Annotated in this window: 4 protein-coding genes; 3 read left to right on the forward strand and 1 reads right to left on the reverse strand. The window is 43.7% G+C overall.

The genetic code is table 11. From position 1 onward, the window contains the following. Nucleotides 1-8 precede the first annotated feature (8 nt). On the forward strand, nucleotides 9-1313 hold the full coding sequence (locus tag N6H18_RS15560; RefSeq protein WP_262309203.1) for a DEAD/DEAH box helicase: 1305 nt from the start codon (nucleotides 9-11) through the stop codon (nucleotides 1311-1313). Between the two features lie 50 nt (nucleotides 1314-1363). Here N6H18_RS15560 and N6H18_RS15565 read toward each other — a convergent pair whose 3' ends face one another. After that, nucleotides 1364-2266, reverse strand: coding sequence for a histone deacetylase family protein (locus tag N6H18_RS15565; protein WP_262309204.1), 903 nt, complete (start codon nucleotides 2264-2266; stop codon nucleotides 1364-1366). 695 nt (nucleotides 2267-2961) lie between these two features. Between N6H18_RS15565 and N6H18_RS15570 the strand changes: the two genes are divergently transcribed. Continuing rightward, a complete protein-coding gene (locus N6H18_RS15570) occupies nucleotides 2962-18858 on the forward strand; it encodes a PKD domain-containing protein (RefSeq protein ID WP_262309205.1) in 15897 nt (5298 codons plus the stop codon). Further along, on the forward strand, nucleotides 18858-19817 hold the full coding sequence (locus N6H18_RS15575; RefSeq protein WP_262309206.1) for a PorP/SprF family type IX secretion system membrane protein: 960 nt from the start codon (nucleotides 18858-18860) through the stop codon (nucleotides 19815-19817). The genes N6H18_RS15570 and N6H18_RS15575 overlap by 1 nt, the downstream gene beginning before the upstream one ends. Nucleotide 19818 lies beyond the last annotated feature (1 nt).

Here is a 19818-nt window from a genome sequence, read left to right on the forward strand (position 1 = left end):
CAAACCTTATGGATAATTTTTCAACGAGTAAAGTAGATGCCAACATTGTCAAAGCATTGACAGAAAAGGGGATCTATGTTCCTAGCGAGATTCAAGCACAAACCATCCCCATCCTGCTGAATCATAAAGGGGACTTCATCGGCAGATCCGCAACTGGGACAGGCAAAACCTTTGCCTATGGCGTTCCTCTCCTTTCGAGAATTGACACTACGTCCGGCAAGATTCAAGCTGTGGTACTGGTACCAACCAGAGAGCTCTGCGAGCAAGTGGGCAATGAATTGATGGGTTTAGCCAAATTCATACCTGAGTTAAAAATAGAGTCTATCTACGGTGGCATGTCTCTCAAAGCCCAAATCCATGATCTGAGCAATGGCACACATGTGGTAGTAGCTACTCCAGGTAGATTGATGGATCTCGTGCAACGCAACGTCGTGCATTTAGAATCACTCAACTTCGTCATATTTGATGAGGCGGATGAAATGCTACTCAAAGGTTTCAGGACAGACATTGACAAGATTTTGGCTACTGCCAACAGAAACTATGCTACATGGTTGTTTTCTGCGACTATGCCAGATGAGGTCAATGCGATCATTAAAAAATACCTCCACAAAGAATTGATTAAAGTCCTCATCGGAAAAGCAGAAAGTACCAACAAGGACATCAAGCATCAAATAATCGAACTACAGGCCGAGCAAAAATTAGACGTACTGCTTCATTTTCTCAAAAAATATAGCACTCAAAAAGGCATCATCTTTTGTCGCACCAAGTCTGGTGTACAAAAACTATACAAGCAACTCTCTGCCAACAAATTTAGCTGTGGAGCCATCCAAGGGGACCTCCCTCAGGGTCTGCGCAACAAGGTCATGGAGCAGTTTCGTGGAGGACACATCAATTTCCTCATCGCGACGGACGTAGCATCCAGAGGTGTCGATGTAGAAAACGTAGACATCGTCATTCAATACCACATGGCCGATACCAGTGAGTCCTATACCCATAGAAGTGGTCGTACCTCGCGCGCTGGAAAAACGGGAATTTCTTTGACTTTTATATTCCCAGAGGAGAAAGAAAAAATGGATTTGATCGAGAAAGAATTGAATCTCAAATGTCTCGTATTGCCTCTACCAAGTGTCAAAGATCAATTGGTCAACAAAGCGATCCTATGGGGAAGAAAAATCGCCAAGGAAAAACCAGTAAGCCCAGACAAGCTAGATGATGAAACCAAAAAGGAGTTTAAGGATCAACTCATACATTTGTCCAAAGATGAACTCCTAGAAAAACTATTGGCGACCTACCTAAGAGAACAGCAAGGATAGATGCAAAGTGATTGATGCCTGGGTCAAGTTTGTAGTCTTTGACCCTAGCATCAAAAATACAGTTCCTGTGCTACCTTGAAGGTATTGGCATGAGCTGCAACAATATCGGCGATGCGGTGAGAATAGCCGCCACCCATACTCACCGCAACTGGGATTTGGTATGCTTTGCACAAAGAAAAGACCATTTCATCACGCTTTTTGCATCCATCTCTTGTCATAGCCAAGCGCCCCAATTTGTCCGTAGCAATTACATCCACTCCACTTTGAAAAAATATCATTTGTGGATTGACCTTTTCAATCAGCGCGGGCAAGGTATGCTGTAGCACCTCCAAATACTCCTCATCCCCTGTTTGGTCTTTGAGACCAATATCCAAATCCGAATGCTCCTTTTGCAAAGGGTAGTTGTGCTCACAATGCATACTAAATGTGAAAACTCTCGGTTCATTTTCAAATATTTTGGCAGTGCCATTGCCCTGATGTACATCCAAATCCACTACCAATATTTGATTCACCAACCCCAAATGCAACAATTCATTGGAAGCAATTGCAATATCATTGAAAATACAAAATCCTTCTCCTCGATCCGCATACGCATGATGCGTCCCCCCAGCAATATTCAGAGCAACCCCATCTCTCAAAGCATGGAGCGCACACTCAAAAGTACCGTGTGCAATGTGTCTACCTCTTGTCACCAACGACTCATGAAAAGGAAAACCAGTGTTCCTTATTTCCTTGGCGCTCAAGGTTCCAGTATTGAGTTTGTGCCAATACTCAGCTGTGTGGGTACGCAGAATTTGCTCTTCACTCAATGATTTCGGATGAAAAAAATTCTTCTCAGTCAGGACTCCCTCATATAAAAGTTGTTGGGGCAAGAGATCGTACTTTTCCATAGGAAACCGATGACCTGCTGGCAAATGATGGTAACGATAAATGGGACTAAAGGCGACTTTCATGTATGAGGATGAGTAACAAATCAACACAAGAAAACGGAAAGATTCAACTATCGTTCCCTTGACAGCTCTCTCTCTACCATCTGCAAGTCATCTCTGATTTTTGTCTCTTGAATCAAAATAGAAACCGACGACATGCAGCAAATTGAATCTCAGTACAATGAGTAGAGGACAACACACTCATGTATGACCCCAACCAAATGTCACAGCGCAACAATATTGTGTAAAGTACGATTTACAGACCAACAAGATCCCACAAGCTACATGGTTCTGAATAAAAGTTCCCTTCAAATGCTCTCCAACAGTAATATTTCAAAAAGTCAACAATAAGCACAACAGCAATATTTGGATTATGGAATATAATTTTCTAAATTGAATAACATAAGTATCTATAAATGAAAGATTTAAGACTTTAATCCATCCATATAATTCAATTACTTTTTTGAGATAGACCTAAATAATCAGCAAAACATGGAAGTCATTTTTAACAAAGTAATAAAAAAACCTCTTTTTAAAGAGGTTTTTTTATTACTTAGAATAATTCATAAAATACTGATTTTCAGTACATAACAAGATTACCAATTAAAGTAATCATTAATTAACACGACAAAAGGCATAAGTACTTTCAGATTAAGGAGATTTCCAGTTAATTTTAGCTGAAATTAACGAATTTTAACTAACCAGGCTCAACAACCAATATGACTAAACCACTAATCCTACTTCTATTAGTTCTTCAAGTATTTAGTGTTTTTTCTCAATCAGCAGAATTCACTACCGATTTGACTAACAACGAAAATTGTGGTCCTACCTCAGTTAATTTTCAAATAGTTGATCCTACTGGAATTACTTTATACGATTGGGATTTTGGGAATGGTGAAATTCATGGCACTACTGCCAACCCTGGCACAACCTATCTCAACCCGGGCATTTACACAGTCACACTAGTCATCAACGGAGGTGCGGAAACCTCTGTCCAAACCATTACCATTTTTGCAGAACCTGAGCCAGAGTTTGTAGTAGTTGATAACGGTGGCAACAGTTGTATCAATTCAACCTTTGATGTAGAATTTGATTACACAGGTCAAGTACCCGTAGGTGGAGGAGAAATTGTTCAATGGCAATGGGATTTCGGAAACACCAAACCTCCTACCACGTTATTGGCTTCCGAAGGAAACAATGGAGACATCACCTATACCTATGACTCTTATGGCACTTATAATGTCGTAGTAGCTGTGTTAGACATCAACGGATGTGAAGAAGCCTACTTCTTGCCTAGTGCTGTCAAAATTTATCCAGAGCCTGTTTCGGATTTTGACATAGATTATGCTGAAGATTGTAATTTCCCCTTGGATTTGGTTCTGACCAATACATCCACTGACCCATTGTCTAGCATCAGTCAATACCAATGGACTGTAACCAATACGGCTAATAGCACTGTATTAAAGACAAGCACAGAAGAAAATCCGACTATTACCCTACCAAGTGCGAGTGACTATGAAATCTCACTCAAAGTCATCAATAGCCCTGGCAATTGCTCTAACACCTCCACACAATCGGTTTCTTTCGTTCCCAATACTGCTAGTTTCACAACAGACAAAACTGAGATTTGTATCGGTGAGACTGTTGCGTTCACTGATACCTCTGTAGATGGACTAGGAGGTACTCCAACAGAATACACTTGGGACTTTGGAGATGGTAGTTCTAGCTCAGAAGCCAGTCCAACACATACTTATGCCAGTGCTGCAGGCAGTCCTTATACTGTTTCGTTAGAAGTTGTATTTAGTAACGGATGCCAAGAAACAAATACACAGACAGACCTGGTGACAGTGGTCAATACAGGCACGCCTGCCATTACTGTCTCTCAAGATGAGTTGTGTGACAGAGAAGAAATCACATTCACTGCTACAGCAGGAGGCACCAACTACATATGGGATTTTGATTATGATGGGATGACACCTGATTTCGATCAGCAATCTGCAAACAATACAGTCTCCTATTTGTACATCAACGAGGGGATTTATGATGTATTCCTAAGAATAGTCAATGCGCAAGGCTGCATAGCAGAGACTATTTACTCCAGCATCAAAGTGGAATTCCCCCAACCCGAGATTGAGTTTATAGATGGACAGGATGGTTGCGTGGGTGTAGTGGGCAACTTTTCGGCTGCAGGCTCTACCAATAACCTACCGACTGGCAGCAACGCTATCATCAACTACAGTTGGGACTTTGATGGCAATGGCAGTATTGACCAAAGTAGCGCTAGTTCAGAAGCCGTCAACATCCCTTACAACAGTGAAGGAATCTTTGATATAGAACTAACCATAGAGACTGAGGACGGCTGTACTGCCTCTATCCTCTATGAAGACAGTGTCAGTAGAGGGTATGCGCCTACTGCATCTTTTGACGCAAGCAAAACCACTGAGTGTGTAGATACTGGGATTAGTTTCACCAACTCCTCTACCTTGAATGGTCTCAGTACTTTCCCAATTGACAGTGTCATCTGGGATTTTGGAGACGGTACGGTGGTGAGTGGCGACCCTACTACCAATCCAGGACTCAACAATCCGTCCCATGCCTATTCAGACGATACAGAAGATGGCTCGCCAGCCATAGGCTATACTGTTTCGCTCACAGTGTTTAGCAATGGTTGCGAATCCAATGTCGCTACAGAAAACATCATCATCACCTATCCAGTAGCTAGATTCAATTACCCAGACCTTGGCCAGTGTTTTGCCAACAATGAACTCATTTTCACAGCAATCAATGGCTCCTCGCTGAGTGAAGGTGTGGATCAATATCGTTGGGATTTTGGTGACGGAGTACTTGAACCTGGACCGTCAAGTTCTGATTACACGATTGGGTCTGACCCCTCAACCACCCACATGTATGAGCGATTTGGTGATTATACCGTGACCCTTTATGTCAAAAACAACACCAGTGGCTGTGAAGATTCATTTTCAGCTTTGATTCCAGTGACTTTTGGGATTCCCAATTTTACAGCTACAGATACAGAAGTGTGCTATGGCACTGACCAAGTCAGGTTTGTCAACCTGTCAGTTTCGGTCTCTTCCACCCCAACCTACACTTGGGATTTCGGTGACGGAGCTAATCCTGCCACTTTTGAAGGATCCAGTCCTCCAAGAGTGATATATGACACCCCTGGATTGAAAGAAGTGACACTTACCATGGACGAAAGCAACGGTTGTCCTCAAAAAAGTATCACCAAAACAGATTTTATTGATGTCAGAGGCCCATTGGTTGATTTCAGCATATCTTCTGACAATGCAGACCCCAATGTCCAATGTTTAGATACTGAAGAAAACTTGACATTCCAAAGTACTAGTACGGCCAATGGAAACACCAATATCAATTGGCTGTGGAACTTCGGGGAAGGCGCCAATCCTGCGACCACCAACGCAAACAATGAAAACCCCATAGATGTGACTTATGGGACACCTGGACTCAAAACAGTCTCATTGACCGTCACGGATGATGGAGGATGTGTAATCACAGAGGCCAAAGAGGACGAAATCATCATTCCTAATCCAGTAGCAGACTTCAAAATAGAAGATGGAAACAAGTGTACAACTGAGACCATCCAATTTACGAACCAATCCACAACTTCAGGTCTTAGTAATTTGGTCAGTTGGGAGTGGGATTTCGGAGCAGATGCTACACCAGCTACATTCAGTGGCGAAACGCCAGGTTCAGTTGTGTATTCAACTATCGGTACTAAAACAATCAGTTTGACTGTAACCAATGCCAATGGCTGCATGGACATCTACACCGAGGATGTCATCATCTATGAAGCCAATGCTTCCTTCCCCGCGATCAATGAAGCGGGTTGCGCCCCTGTTGAAGTCACATTTACGGATACTTCGGTTGATGCAGTTGCATGGCTATGGGAATTTGGAGATAATTTCAATTCGACCTCCACGGATCAAAATCCAGTCTTCAACTATGTTTATCCTGGCACTTATGATGTGACGCTGACCACCACCAGTGCAGGTGGTTGTGAAGAAACCATCACGCAAATCGCAGCTGTCATCGTCGATGGTCCGCAGTATGATGATTTTAGCTACACCATCAATCAACCCTGTATTGGTACATCCCCACAACCAGAGGCGACCTTCACCATTACTGGCTTGGAAGATACCAAAATATTGAGATTGGATTTTGGTGATGGGACAACGATCTATGAAACCACATTTATAGATCCGCTCAATCCCAATGGAGGCAATCCTGTGGTTGTTTCTCACACCTATGCCGTTTTGGGTACATTCAAACCCAAATTAACTTTGGAGGACGACCCTGCCAATGTAGAAGCTTGTGGTGCTTTCGTATTTGTTCCAGAAGTGCCAGATTTGATCATCAGTCAAAATCCTGAACCTCATTTCACCTCTTCTTCGGTCAACAGTGAGAGTTGTGAAAATGTAAATATTTCCTTTCAAGATCAAACCCAACAAGACGGTGGCCTAATTGATTCACGCTATGCCATTACAGATTGGCTTTGGGATTTTGGAGACGGAGCTACTTCTACAACACAAAATCCGTCGCATACTTATGCCGCAGCGGGTGACTATGAGGTGAGTTTGACCATCACTACACAATTAGGATGTATCGGGACAGCCACACAAAGCATTGTAATAGTGGGCGAATTGGCAGATGACACCCCTCCTGCCTCTACAACAATCTGCGCAGGACAAACACCTACACTGGATGCCAATATACCTACTGGTGGAGAAACGGCTGATCCCTATATATACTTATGGCAAACGAGTAGCAACCAATCTACATGGTCAGCTGCTGCAGGCACCAATGATCAAGAAGACTACCAAGTACAGGCAAGTAGCCCTAGTGACCAAAACACAAGCTACTACAGACGAAAAACACAATCCCTCAATTGCGTAGTTTATTCTGGCACGTTCACTGTGATTACTGATCCTGAAACTTTGCCTGGAACGCTCAGTTCGGACACAGACGAGTGTTATGGCAGCAACAATGGCACCCTTACTTTGAACACCTACAGAGGTAGTGTCGTCGATTGGGAATCGGACACAGATATAGCCTTTGGTTCACCTACTTCATTAGGAAATACAGCTTCTACTTACGACTACAGCAATCTTGTGCAAACCACATATTTCAGGGCGCAAGTTCAGAGCGGGGTATGTTCGGCACAATACTCCAATACAGTGACAATCACTATTCAGGATGAAATAGTTGGTAATACCATAGATTCGGACATTGATGAATGTTCGGATACAGATCCAGGTACGATCAGTGCAACAGCCGTTTCTGGTGGTGCAGGTGCTGGGACTTACTCCTACCAGTGGCAACAAAGTAGCGACGATAGCAACTTTTCTGATATTTCAGGCGCTACGTCAGAAACATACAGCCCTGGCATCCTGACCACTACGATGTATTACCGCAGAGTGGTCAGTTCGATAGGCGCTATCACCTGTAGCAATACCAGTGCAAGCATGGCAATCAACATTACACAAGCACCTAAAACAGATCTAACCGTCACTGCAGATCCCGTATGTGACGATGAAGACGCTTTGATAGTAATCGCCAATTCGGAAGATGGTTACAGTTATGAGATTCTCGATACCGATAACTCCAACAATGTAGTAGCCACAGGAACGGGCAATGGCGGAAACCTAAGCATTAGTATTCCTGAAGCCAGCCTTCCCAATGGAGAAAGCACTTTCAATTTCATCGTTGAAGCAACAAATGGAATATGTGTCCGAGACTTTCCTCTCAACTCACTTGACATCAATGCCATCCCTGATCTAGGATTGGATGTAAATGATGCTGGAGATGTTTGTAACGGAAATGACGGAGAAGTAACCATTGTCAATGCTCAAACGGGTTATTTCTATGAAGTCCAAGATACCGACAATGGCAATACCACGGTAGCATCTGGTACTGGAGCTGCAACGGATTTGGATCTTAGCATTCCAAGTGCTGCATTGCCTGGTAGCGGCACCTTCCACTATCGAATTGCGGTGCAAAATGGTGCTTGCGGCAAAATTTTGTCAGAAACTGGTAGCTTTGACATTATCCCAACTCCAGACAATTCCCTGGCTGTCTCAGACCCAGTTGTCTGCGAAGAAACACTACCTAGAAATATCGACATCATTGTCTCCAATACAGTCTCAGGAGTCAACTATCAGCTAAGAGAAGATTTAGGAGACATAAATGTAGGTGCGGCACAGGAAGGCACAAACGGTGATTTGACCTTTACAATAGCAGCACCCGAGGTGACGACCATTTACAATGTATTGGCAACCGCCGTACCACTAGATGGGACAGGGTCGAGCTGCCAAGGAATAGAACTCAGTAACAAATCAACGGTAACGATCATACCGATACCCAATTTGGATTACACCCTCTCCGACCCTACGGTATGTGAGAATGAAAATGCTGACGTAGAGCTTTCCAACTCTGATTTGGATGTACTATATACTATCCAGCTAGAAGGTGGAGCAGCAGCAACAGGCCCAGTCACTCAACTAGAAGGAACAGGAACAAGCTTAACTTTTACTGTAACCACTACGGGCAATCAAAACTATCAAGTCAGTGCACAATCTACTATCACTGGTGATGATGGACTTTGCAACACTTTTGTTCTCAATGATTTAGGTATAGTATCCGTTGTTCCTAAACCTGAAACAGGAGCTGGATTGGTGATCAATGACTTTGAATATTGCGAAGAGGCTACTCCATCTGATCTTGTTTTCTCAGTCAGCAATTCAGAGTTGGATGTCAACTATAGCATCAAAGCACAAGGCGATCCAGGCTACATTCAAACAGGGCTGGCTGGCAATGGAGGAAAAATCAATTTTGACCCCATCTCAGCTCCTACTGTTACTACCATTTATGAAGTATATGCCACCGCAGCACCATTGGCAGATGCTGGTAGCTGTCCTGATTATCTCTTGGTAGATCAAGGTATTGTGACTGTTGCTCCTATACCCAGCGAAAAGACTTTGAGTGATCCATTCATTTGTATTGGGGATGGAGGTACGATTACCCTGACTGATTCTGAACCCAACGTAGAATATCAATTGATGCTTTCTGACGAATCACTTGTAGGCCTTCCTCAAGCAGGTACTGGATCAGATCTATCATTTGCAATCTCCATCGTCACCAATACCCAATTCAAGGTAAGAGCAACCTCAACTTTGATCCCTAATTGTGCTTCTATTGTTTTGACGGATGTATCCAATGCAACTGTAATCCCAAGACCTGATGCCTCAGTTGGATTTAGTGCTTCTACCCAAAATACGTGCGAAGGGGAAGTGATTACCTTCACGATTGATACCCAGGCAGATGTCAACTACCAAGTACAAAAAAATGATGTTGATTTTGGTTCAGTCATTGAAGGAGACGGGACTTCTTTGGAATTTATGGATAGTCCAAGTGCTTCGTCTGTATATTCTGTAATTGCTACGCCAGCCACTCAGGATTCGAATGGGTCGCTATGTGGAGAGGTAGAATTGACCAAAAGCATTGGGGTGATCATTGTAGGGCCTATTGTTTTTGATGAACAACCGGTAGATCAAACACTATGTTCAGGTACCTCTACACACTTTAGTGCACTGGTATCCAATGAAGGGGATGGCGGTACGCCAGAATTGCAATGGCAAGTCAGTACAGATGGCATTTCATTCTCTGACTTGAGTGAGGGCGGTGTGTACGCAGGCACTCAGACAGAAAATCTGGTAATTACCAACACAACAGGACTTGATGGCAACACCTATCATCTGATAGCTACATTAGGGAGTTGCAGTGAGACTTCAGATCCTGCCGTTCTCAATACTGCTGCCATTCCAGACTTGACAGCCTTTGAAACGGTTGTTGATGACATTTGTCTAGGCGAAGATGCCCAAGTCACAGTCACAGGATTGGCTGATGGTCTTTATAATTTCACATACAAAGTAACCATCTCCAATACAGTCACAGCCAGAGTTGCATCCAACATCACTGCAACTGGAGGAACGGCTACTTTCTCGGTAGCTGCCAATTTGATTACCAACCCTGGAAACAACTCATTCTTTATCACCAAGGTAGATTATGCCACAGGTCAAGGTTGTGGTGTATCATCATTGGCAGAGGACAATTTCATCATTTTCCCTCTCCCAATTACTTCTGGTATGAGTATCGTTGCTGACGACATCTGTCATGGAAGTGATGCGACTGTTGACTTGTTGGGCAATCTAGTAGATGGCTCATACACTCTGACCTATGACCTGACTGGCAACAACACCGCTACAGGGCTGACTGCTGTAGTGGCAACTGTGGGTGGAGAAAGTTCCTTCGTCATCAGTAGCACCAACTTAACTAACACGGGAACTACAGGTATAGCGATTAAAAAAGTACAATATACCACAGATCAACTGTGTGCTACAACCCAAGTCAATGCCAATACGCAGTTCGATATCATCAGTTCACCAAACAGCAGTACCCCCATGATGGATGATATCGTGATTTGTGAAGGAAACAGTGGCATCATCGTACTGCATAATTCAGAAGTTGGCGTCAATTACCAATTAAGAAATGACAGTGACAACTCAGAGATTGGTCTCCCACAACCAGGAAACGGAGCTGATATCAACTTTCAAGTTATGCCTAGTGCTGCCACGACATACAATGTATGGGCTACTTCTTCACTGATTGGAGCGACTTGTTCAGGTGTAGAATTGACCAGCACAGCTGAGGCCAGCATCATAGATACACCCAATGCCGATTTAGAAGTTCTCAGTAGTACCAATTCTGCCTGCTATGGTGATGATGCCACAATCACGATTGCTGACACAGAACTCGGCGTGAACTACCAGCTACAAGCCAATGGCGTGAACGTCGATGGATTTGTCATCACTGGCAATGGTACAGATCAGTCATTTTCGGGTGTCCCTTCTACCTCTGCAGTATATACTGTCATCGCTACGCCCAACACATTGGACAGTGATTTACTAGCATGTAACAGTGTCCAACTACTGGATGCTATTCCCATACAGGTACAAGGGCCAATTGTGATCAACACGCAACCCAAGAATATTACCATTTGTTCAGATGAAGAAAGTGTTAGCTTCTCTGCTGAGGTAGTAAACAATGGAGATGGTGGAACCCCAATATACAAATGGCAGTCCAGTCCAGACAACAGTACTTTCCAAGATATTAATGATGGCTTGGTATATCAGTCGACACAAACCCAAACCCTCCAAATTTTAGACAATGCTGGATTAGATGGTACTTACTATAGATTATCTATCAGCACCAGCCAGTGTCAGCTGTACACAGATGCTGCTCTCCTGACCATTACAGGATTACCGGATGTAGACAACCTCTCATTGAGCACAGCTAATATTTGTGTTTCACAAGACTTGATCGTTGATTTTACGAGTGATTTGCTAGAGGACGAAAAGTACCTCTTTGTCTATACATTGACGGGTAGCAACTACTATGGCCCTGAAGAAATCGAGGTGACTGTTTCAAGTGGTAATGGTTCTGGTACTTTTGTGATCCCAAGTGAACAAATCACTAAAAAAGGGCCTACTATTTTAACCATTACTGAGGTAGATTTCACTACAGGGCAAGAATGTAGTGTGTTTGGATTGAATGTGACCAGTGTTTTCCAAGTTGAACCCAATCCTAATGTCAACAATGTCCTGCTAGATGCCTCAGACGTATGTTTTGGTGCTGATGCAGAAATCGTTGTTACTGGTAGTTTGGCAGATGGTTCTTATGTAGTCAGCTACGATTTATCTGGAGCCAACACAGCAGTTGCGCAGACGACTTCATTGGTCATAACGAGTGGAACAGGCATGGCCTTGATACCAGCAGCACAGTTGACCAATACTGGCAATACTACTTTCAATTTCCTCAGTGCTAGCAACGACAGTGGTGAAAATTGCCTGTCAACTAAAAATGCAAATACCAGCTTCAATGTGCTCAATGATCCTGTTTTGGCTTCCGAGGCGTTGACTGCTCCACAAGTATGTATGGGAGAGACTGTGTCTATTGACTTGACTGGTTATCAAACAGGATTTGACTACTATTTAGAACGAGACAGTGACAACCAAGCGGTTTCTTCTGTACTCAGTGATGCAGATGCTGTAGGATCTATATTGACATTTGACATCAATCCTACCCCATTGACGACTACCACATACAATTTGATCGCATACGCGAATCAATCAGTAGTCAACTGTAGTGCTGTCAACCTCTTGTCTACTACCGCTACGGTAGTACCCGTGCCAGCTACCCATACAATCGATGTAGAAGTAGATAAAAATGCGCTATGTGCAGGAGAAACAGTTACCATCAGCCTAGACAATGCAGATGCCACAGTATCCTATCAACTACAAGCCAATAAGATCAATGTAGCAGGTGCTGTGATTGCAGGCCTATCTGGTGCTCAGGCATTCCCTGCGCAAAGCCCTACGAGCAGCACAGTCTATCGTGTCACGGCTACACCTTACGTAGGGGGTAGCACCACATGTGATGTACACCTACTGGCTGACACAGAAAGTGTGGTTGTAGAAGGCCCTGTTACTTTTGACACACAGCCTGTTAGTGCCTCTACTTGTGATGGTGAAGACATTCAGTTTACAGCCGTGGTTTCCAACCCTAGCGGTACGACTGTTTACCAGTGGCAAGAAAGCACCAATGGTGGAAGTACTTTCAACAATCTAACCAATGGAGTCATTTATCAAAATGTCGATACACAAATACTAACAATCGCGGATGTCACAGGTCTCGATGGCAACTTATACAGATTAAATGTCACAACAGCAGAATGTGATTTCAACTCAGATCAAGCCGAATTGAGTACATTCCCTACACCAAATGCCACTACTGTAGCACTCTCCAGTAGTGATATTTGTCAAGGCCAAGACGCTACCATTGGCATCAGTGGTACTTTGATAGATGGGAGATACACGATCAATTACAGTGTGACTGGGGCAGGTACTAACAACCACGTCCAAATCGTCACCTTCTCTAGTGGAGACGGTACCGCCAACTTGGTGATTCCTACTGCTCAAATCCCAGATGTAGACAGCTATTCTGTTGACATCAATACCATAGGGTACGATTTTGGTAGCTGTGGACAAAGCCCAACCACGGCTCCTACCGTGTTTGAGGTAGAAGCTGTACCTGATGTAACCAACTTTGCAATCAACATCGATGATATATGCAACGATGTGAATGCAACCGTGACCATCACGGGCAGCAGCTTGAGCAACAACATCTTTGATGTCAACTACACACTTTCAGGAGAAAATACTGGAAGCTTTACTTCACAAGCAAGCATAGACGGATCAGGCAATGGTAGTTTCGATATCCTAGAATCCAATCTACCCAACGAGGGTACTACAGTAGTCACAGTAAATAGTGTGGCAGCTACCAACGGACAATCATGTGCGGTCACTGGACTCAATGCTATTGCTGATTTCTACATTGCTCCAGACCCTAATATCAGCAATCCTAAATTGACGGATCCATTCGTCTGTCAAGGTGATGATACAGTGATCAAAATGACCAACTCAGAGGTTGATGTTTCTTACCAATTGCGCAATGATGCTGGAGATGCCAATGTAGGTTCACCCGTCATCGGTACTGGTGGTACAATCACTTTTGCAACGATCTCTTCTTTGGGATCTACCACTGTGTACAATGTACTAGCTACACCGAGTGGTGGATTCGGTACTTGTGTCAATAGTCTGGAAATAACAGATAAGGCAACAGCTACAGTTATTTCTACTCCGATAGACAAAACCATAGTGAGCAATGAACCAGAAACATGCTCTGGTGATCTAGTAGCAATCACCGTACAAGCAACTGAAAATAACGTCCGGTACGAGTTGTTCAATGACTTGACAGGGACAGCTATTGCGGGTCAAGTATTCTTAGGAAATGGAGCAGACCAATCATTCAATGACAGTCCATTGGACAACATCGTCTATCAAATCAAAGCAACCCCGAATCAATTGAATAGCAACAATGTAAGTTGCGCTACTGAAATCATGACTGACAACCCAGTTGTGGTTGTAGATGGGCCGATTGAAATCACCACCCAACCTACGGATCAATATACATGTGATGACAATGTCAGTATATCCGTAGTAGCCAACAACCTGGGAGCAGGCACACTCTCCTACCAGTGGTACCAAGGAGCATTGGCGTTATCTAACTCGGGAGATTATACGGGCATCAATACCAGCCAACTAAATATCGGCGCAGCTTCTTCCCATGATGGAGAACAGTACTCGGTGGTCGTTACCATCGGGACAGAGTGTACACTCTCCTCTGATGTTGTGACACTTTATTCAAGAACAGCCCCAGATGCTACTGACCTTGCTACCAGTACCGCAGATATATGTTTGGGATCAAAAGCAAAAGTAAATGTAACAAGCCAATTGACGGCAGGCACATACACCTTCACATACAAACTCAACGGCGCAAATACAAGCAGTGGAAACCATGTCAATGCGACTGTAAATAGCAGCGGCAATACTTTCTTCTTAGTCCCAGAAAGCTTGCTGACTAACACGGGCATTACAGTGGCAACCATCACTGATGTCAATTATACGGCAGGCATGGAATGTATCACCTCAGGTTTGTCTGCTACTTCTGCCTTTGCCGTACAGAGCATACCGAATACCACTAATTTTGACATGGATATTGCCAATGTATGTTTGCAGGAAAATGCTACAGTCGATATCAGCAGTGAGTTAGCAAATGGTGATTACCTTCTCTCTTACACTCTCTCTGATGCTAATGTTGGTAATTATACCAGTGCAATCAGAATCAACAGTGGAGATGGTTCGGGTGTACTGACCATACCAAGTAGTCAATTGAGCAATCCTGGCAGTACTACATTAAAAGTGACACAAATCAACAATGATGGAGGTCAAAATTGTGCGATCACAGACAACAACGGAATTGCCGAGAGCAGCTTTGAAGTAGAGGAAATCCCAGTAGTTGCGGACTTGAGTGTACAGGTCAACAACATCTGCCAGGGTGAAAATGCTACTATTCAAATCAGTAGCACTTTACCAGCCAGTGATTACCAACTGTACTACACCTTGTATGGGTCAAATGCAGTTGCGGGTTCGCAGACCGTAACTTTCGCAGCGGATGGATCTGCCAGTATGCAAGTAGAAGCTAGCAAATTGAGCACTCCAGGTGAAATGACATTTGTACTCACCACGGTTGCCAAAATCAATGGCAATTTATGTCGTGTCAGCAGTCTAGGAATGGCTGACAAGTTTACCATCGAAGACTTACCAGTTATCAGTGGAATGGCACTATTGACCAACAATACTTGCGAAGGTGAAGCGACAACAGTTACCCTGACCAGCAACTTGATCAACGGTACTTATGAGATCACCTATCAGTTGTTGGGCTCCAATGTCGTGGCTCAAACTACAGCCATAGGTAGTGTGAGTGCAGGCAATGGTAACGTTAATATTCCACTGCCAGCATCATATGTGGTCAATCCTGGACTTACCACCATTGATATCTCGCACATTAGATTCACCGATGGCAAACTTTGTGGACAGGATGTCAATGTACAAGGCACCTTAGAAATATTAGAAAAGCCATACCCTATCAACACACAAATCAGTATCGACAATGTTTGTGCAGGATCAGATGCTACAGCTGTAGTGACTTCTAGCAGTTTAAAGGAAGGTCAGTACAAAGTCACATACAACATCACTGGGCCTATCAATAGCTATGCACAAACTGATATAATTGATGTAGTAGCTGGAAATTCATCATTTGAGATTGAGGAGAATCTAATTTCTCAGGTTGGTGACTATTTGATCTCCTTTACTCAAATCAACTATACCTCTGATTTGGCATGTGAAGTAAACATTCTTTCCAACAGCACAGCATTTGCAGTCAATGACAGTCCTGACTTGTCTGCACTGGCACTGACTGTCGAAAGCCCAATATGTCGCAACAATGCGCCTAGCTTGATATTGAGTGGATTGGAAGCAAGTACCAGTTATACCATAATGTATGACAACAATGGAGTCATAGAATCTTCCAGCATCCTAACGGATGCTTCTGGAAGTGCAACCGTTCCAACCAATGCTATCACACAAGATGCACACTACAAGATCATCAGCGTAGCATACAGTGACGGAGATACCAATTGTGCGACTTTCATCAACATGACAGCTGTGACCTCTGACGTAGGATGTAGACCCATCAGTCAAAATGCTAGCGTTGATGGTTTGGAAGATAACCTCACTGTATTCACCAATGCAGACTTTTATTTCGAAGACCCAGATGGAGATGCTTTCAAAGGAGTAGTGATAGTGACCTTGCCTACCAAGGGATTATTATTCTACTCGGGAGTAGTGGTCACTGCATCAGATGTAGTGACTGCAACAGCCTATCCTAACAGAGCATTGTTTAGGTATCTGCCTAAATTCGATGGCAATGGTAGCCCGTTTGATTCTTTCACATTCAAGGTCAAAGACGATTCCAACGATCCAAACACAGAGTTGAGTGCCAGTGCCTACACGATGGAAATCAACATCGCCAAAGTAGAAGACGCACCTGAAGTAGCCAATGTGATCAAAAACACTGATGAAGAAACAACATTGACCTTCAGTACCGCCGACTTTACCTCCAATTTTACAGACTTAGAAAATGAGCCCTTGACAACCATTCGTTTCGAATCGATACCAACGGCGTTTGAAGGAAGTCTACAATTGGGTGCCGGTGCGATCGGTGTAAATCAGGAAATCCCTGTGGCACAAATCCCACAGATCACCTTTACACCTACTACCAACTTCAATGGTCAGGTGAGATTCAAATGGAATGGTTCGGATGGTACCTACTATGCCAACGATGCAGCAGATGTCATCATAGTAGTCAATCCCGTCAATGATGCACCTATAGCCATAGACGATGCTTATAATTTGAAGCTCACTCAAAGCAACTATATCAGTGGAGATGTAAGCATCAATGATTCTGATCCTGAAGGTGACCCCATGATATTCCAAGTGATAATCCAACCACTCAATGGAGTAGTAACGATGGATGCCAATGGCAGTTTCACCTATACACCCAACCAAGGTTACAACGGTGAGGATAGCTTTACCTACGAGGTATGTGACAACCCTCCTGCTCCACTATCCAGTCTATGCAGTCAGGCAATGGTGGACATTGCTATATTGGCTACTCTCCTAGACAGCGATGATGACGGCATCCTAGACATCATTGAGGTAGGTCCTGATCCTTCCAATCCATTGGATACAGATGGAGATGGTGCTCCTGATTACTTGGACAAAGATGCCGACAATGATGGAATTGCTGATTTCTTCGAATACAAAAACACTGATTTTGGTATCACTGGTAGAATCCTATCTACAGAAAATATCTTGATCCCACTAGACAGTGATGGAGATGGTGTCCCTGATTACCTCGATACTGATTCGGACAACGACAATGTCCCTGACATGATCGAAAGTGGCAACCAACTCCCATCAGGGGTGGATGCCGATGGCAATGGTATCGACGATGTCTATGATGTGCCAGATGGCAGCTTTACCAATAGCTTGTCCAGAGACCCTAGAGACACTGATGTAGATGGTATCAGAGACTACGTGGACATAGATGATGACAATGACAGCATCTTGACCAAACTCGAAAGTGTAGACGGTGATACAGATCCAACCAACGATGATACGGATGGAGACTCATTGGCCAACTACCTAGATACCGATGACGATGGTGACAATGTCCCCACCATTCTTGAAGACATCGATGGTGATGGTAGTCCGCTGGATGATGATTCGGACAAGGACGGCCTTGTCAACTACCTCGACAATGACGATGATGGAGACTGGGTATTGACTATCAATGAAGACATCAACACTACAGGAAGACTGGTGGAAGCTACCTACCCATGGTTCAATGCTGATGGTGTGACTTGGGCTCAGGCAGATGGTGATCCTACCAACGACGATACGGATGCAGATGGAATTCCCAACTACCTGGACACAGATGATGATGGTGATGGTATCCCAACACAACTGGAAGACATCAATGGCAACCAAAATCCTCAAGATGATGATGAAGACAAGGACACCAAGCCCAACTATCTCGATGATTCAGATGATGAAGATGGAGATGGAAAACCTGACATAGAAGAATGTGATCAGGAAGCTTCCAATGGAGAAGGATTGCCTTGTGATTGTGATGGAGATGGAATCCCTAATTTCATCGATGCATTCGACGACTGTGATGGACCTCTTTTGGTCATCCCTAATGTCTTCACCCCTAATGGTGACGGCTCTAATGACACTTGGAGAATCCCACTTATAGACAACGATGGTGCTGACGGTAGTACCAACTATTCTAACAACGAAGTACAGGTATTCAACCGATGGGGAACCAAAGTATATGAGGGTAAAAACTACAACAATGAATCTGTAGTTTGGGACGGTACAGCCAATACTGGTCTGGGATCGGGAGGAAAAGAATTGCCTGATGGCACTTACTTTTATTACATCACCATACAGGGTGAAAGTGAAATTTTGTCGGGCTTTGTAGTGATCAAGAGATAATGAGAAAGTTAAAATCAAATATCATTCCTAGACTAGTGATCCTGTTGTGTATCATGATGACCGGTGCATCCACTTATGCTCAGCAACAAGGTATGTTCACACAGTACATGTTCAACGGATTGGCAATCAACCCTGCCTATGCAGGTAGTCACGAGACCTTGAGCTTGACAGCTCTCACTCGCTACCAGTGGGTAGGTTTTGATGGTGCTCCTAACACACAGTCCTTCTCAGCCCACGCCCCATTCAAGAAGGATCGTATCGCACTGGGTCTACAATTGTACAATGACAACATCGGGGTGTCACAGACCTTCTCGACATTTGTCTCGGCAGCTTACCGAATCAACTTTGAGAAAAGCACTTTGTCTTTGGGTTTACAACTAGGTTTTAGCAGTTTCAAATCTGATGTCACTTCTTTGAATCCTGTCTATGATTTCAATGATGTAGCCTTGAGTCAAAATGTCAACGAACCCTTCAAGCCCAACATGGGATCAGGGGCATACTACTACTACTCTGATAGATTCTATGTGGGTTTTTCTATGCCGATGATGTTTAATCAGACGATCAATTCATTTGATATTGATGATTCTAACTTGAGTTACAAAAGCGGTCAGGCCAAACGACACATGTTCCTGACGGGCGGTTATGTATTTGATTTGAATACACATTTCAAATTGAAACCTAGTGTGCTTCTCAAGTACGTCGCTGGTGCTCCCGTATCGGTAGATATCAATACCAACCTTCTCATAGATGAAGTCCTTTGGGTAGGTGTATCCTATCGCAACGGAGAGAGTGTAGACTTTCTCTTGGAGTTACAGATAACCAGTGGATTGAGGTTTGGATATGCCTATGACTACATCCTCAACGATATCAACAACGTCAGCAATGGCTCACACGAACTCATGCTCAATTATCGCATAGAGTTCAAAAAAGACAACATTACTTCGCCGAGATATTTCTAAG

This window comes from Reichenbachiella agarivorans (assembly GCF_025502585.1).
Taxonomy (GTDB): Bacteria; Bacteroidota; Bacteroidia; order Cytophagales; family Cyclobacteriaceae; genus Reichenbachiella; species Reichenbachiella agarivorans.

What these genes read in the sequence shown, in the direction of transcription:
- N6H18_RS15560 (WP_262309203.1), top strand. Translation starts at nt 9, where the DNA reads ATGGATAATTTTTCAACGAGTAAAGTAGATGCCAACATTGTCAAAGCA.
- N6H18_RS15565 (WP_262309204.1), bottom strand. Translation starts at nt 2,266, where the DNA reads ATGAAAGTCGCCTTTAGTCCCATTTATCGTTACCATCATTTGCCAGCA.
- N6H18_RS15570 (WP_262309205.1), top strand. Translation starts at nt 2,962, where the DNA reads ATGACTAAACCACTAATCCTACTTCTATTAGTTCTTCAAGTATTTAGT.
- N6H18_RS15575 (WP_262309206.1), top strand. Translation starts at nt 18,858, where the DNA reads ATGAGAAAGTTAAAATCAAATATCATTCCTAGACTAGTGATCCTGTTG.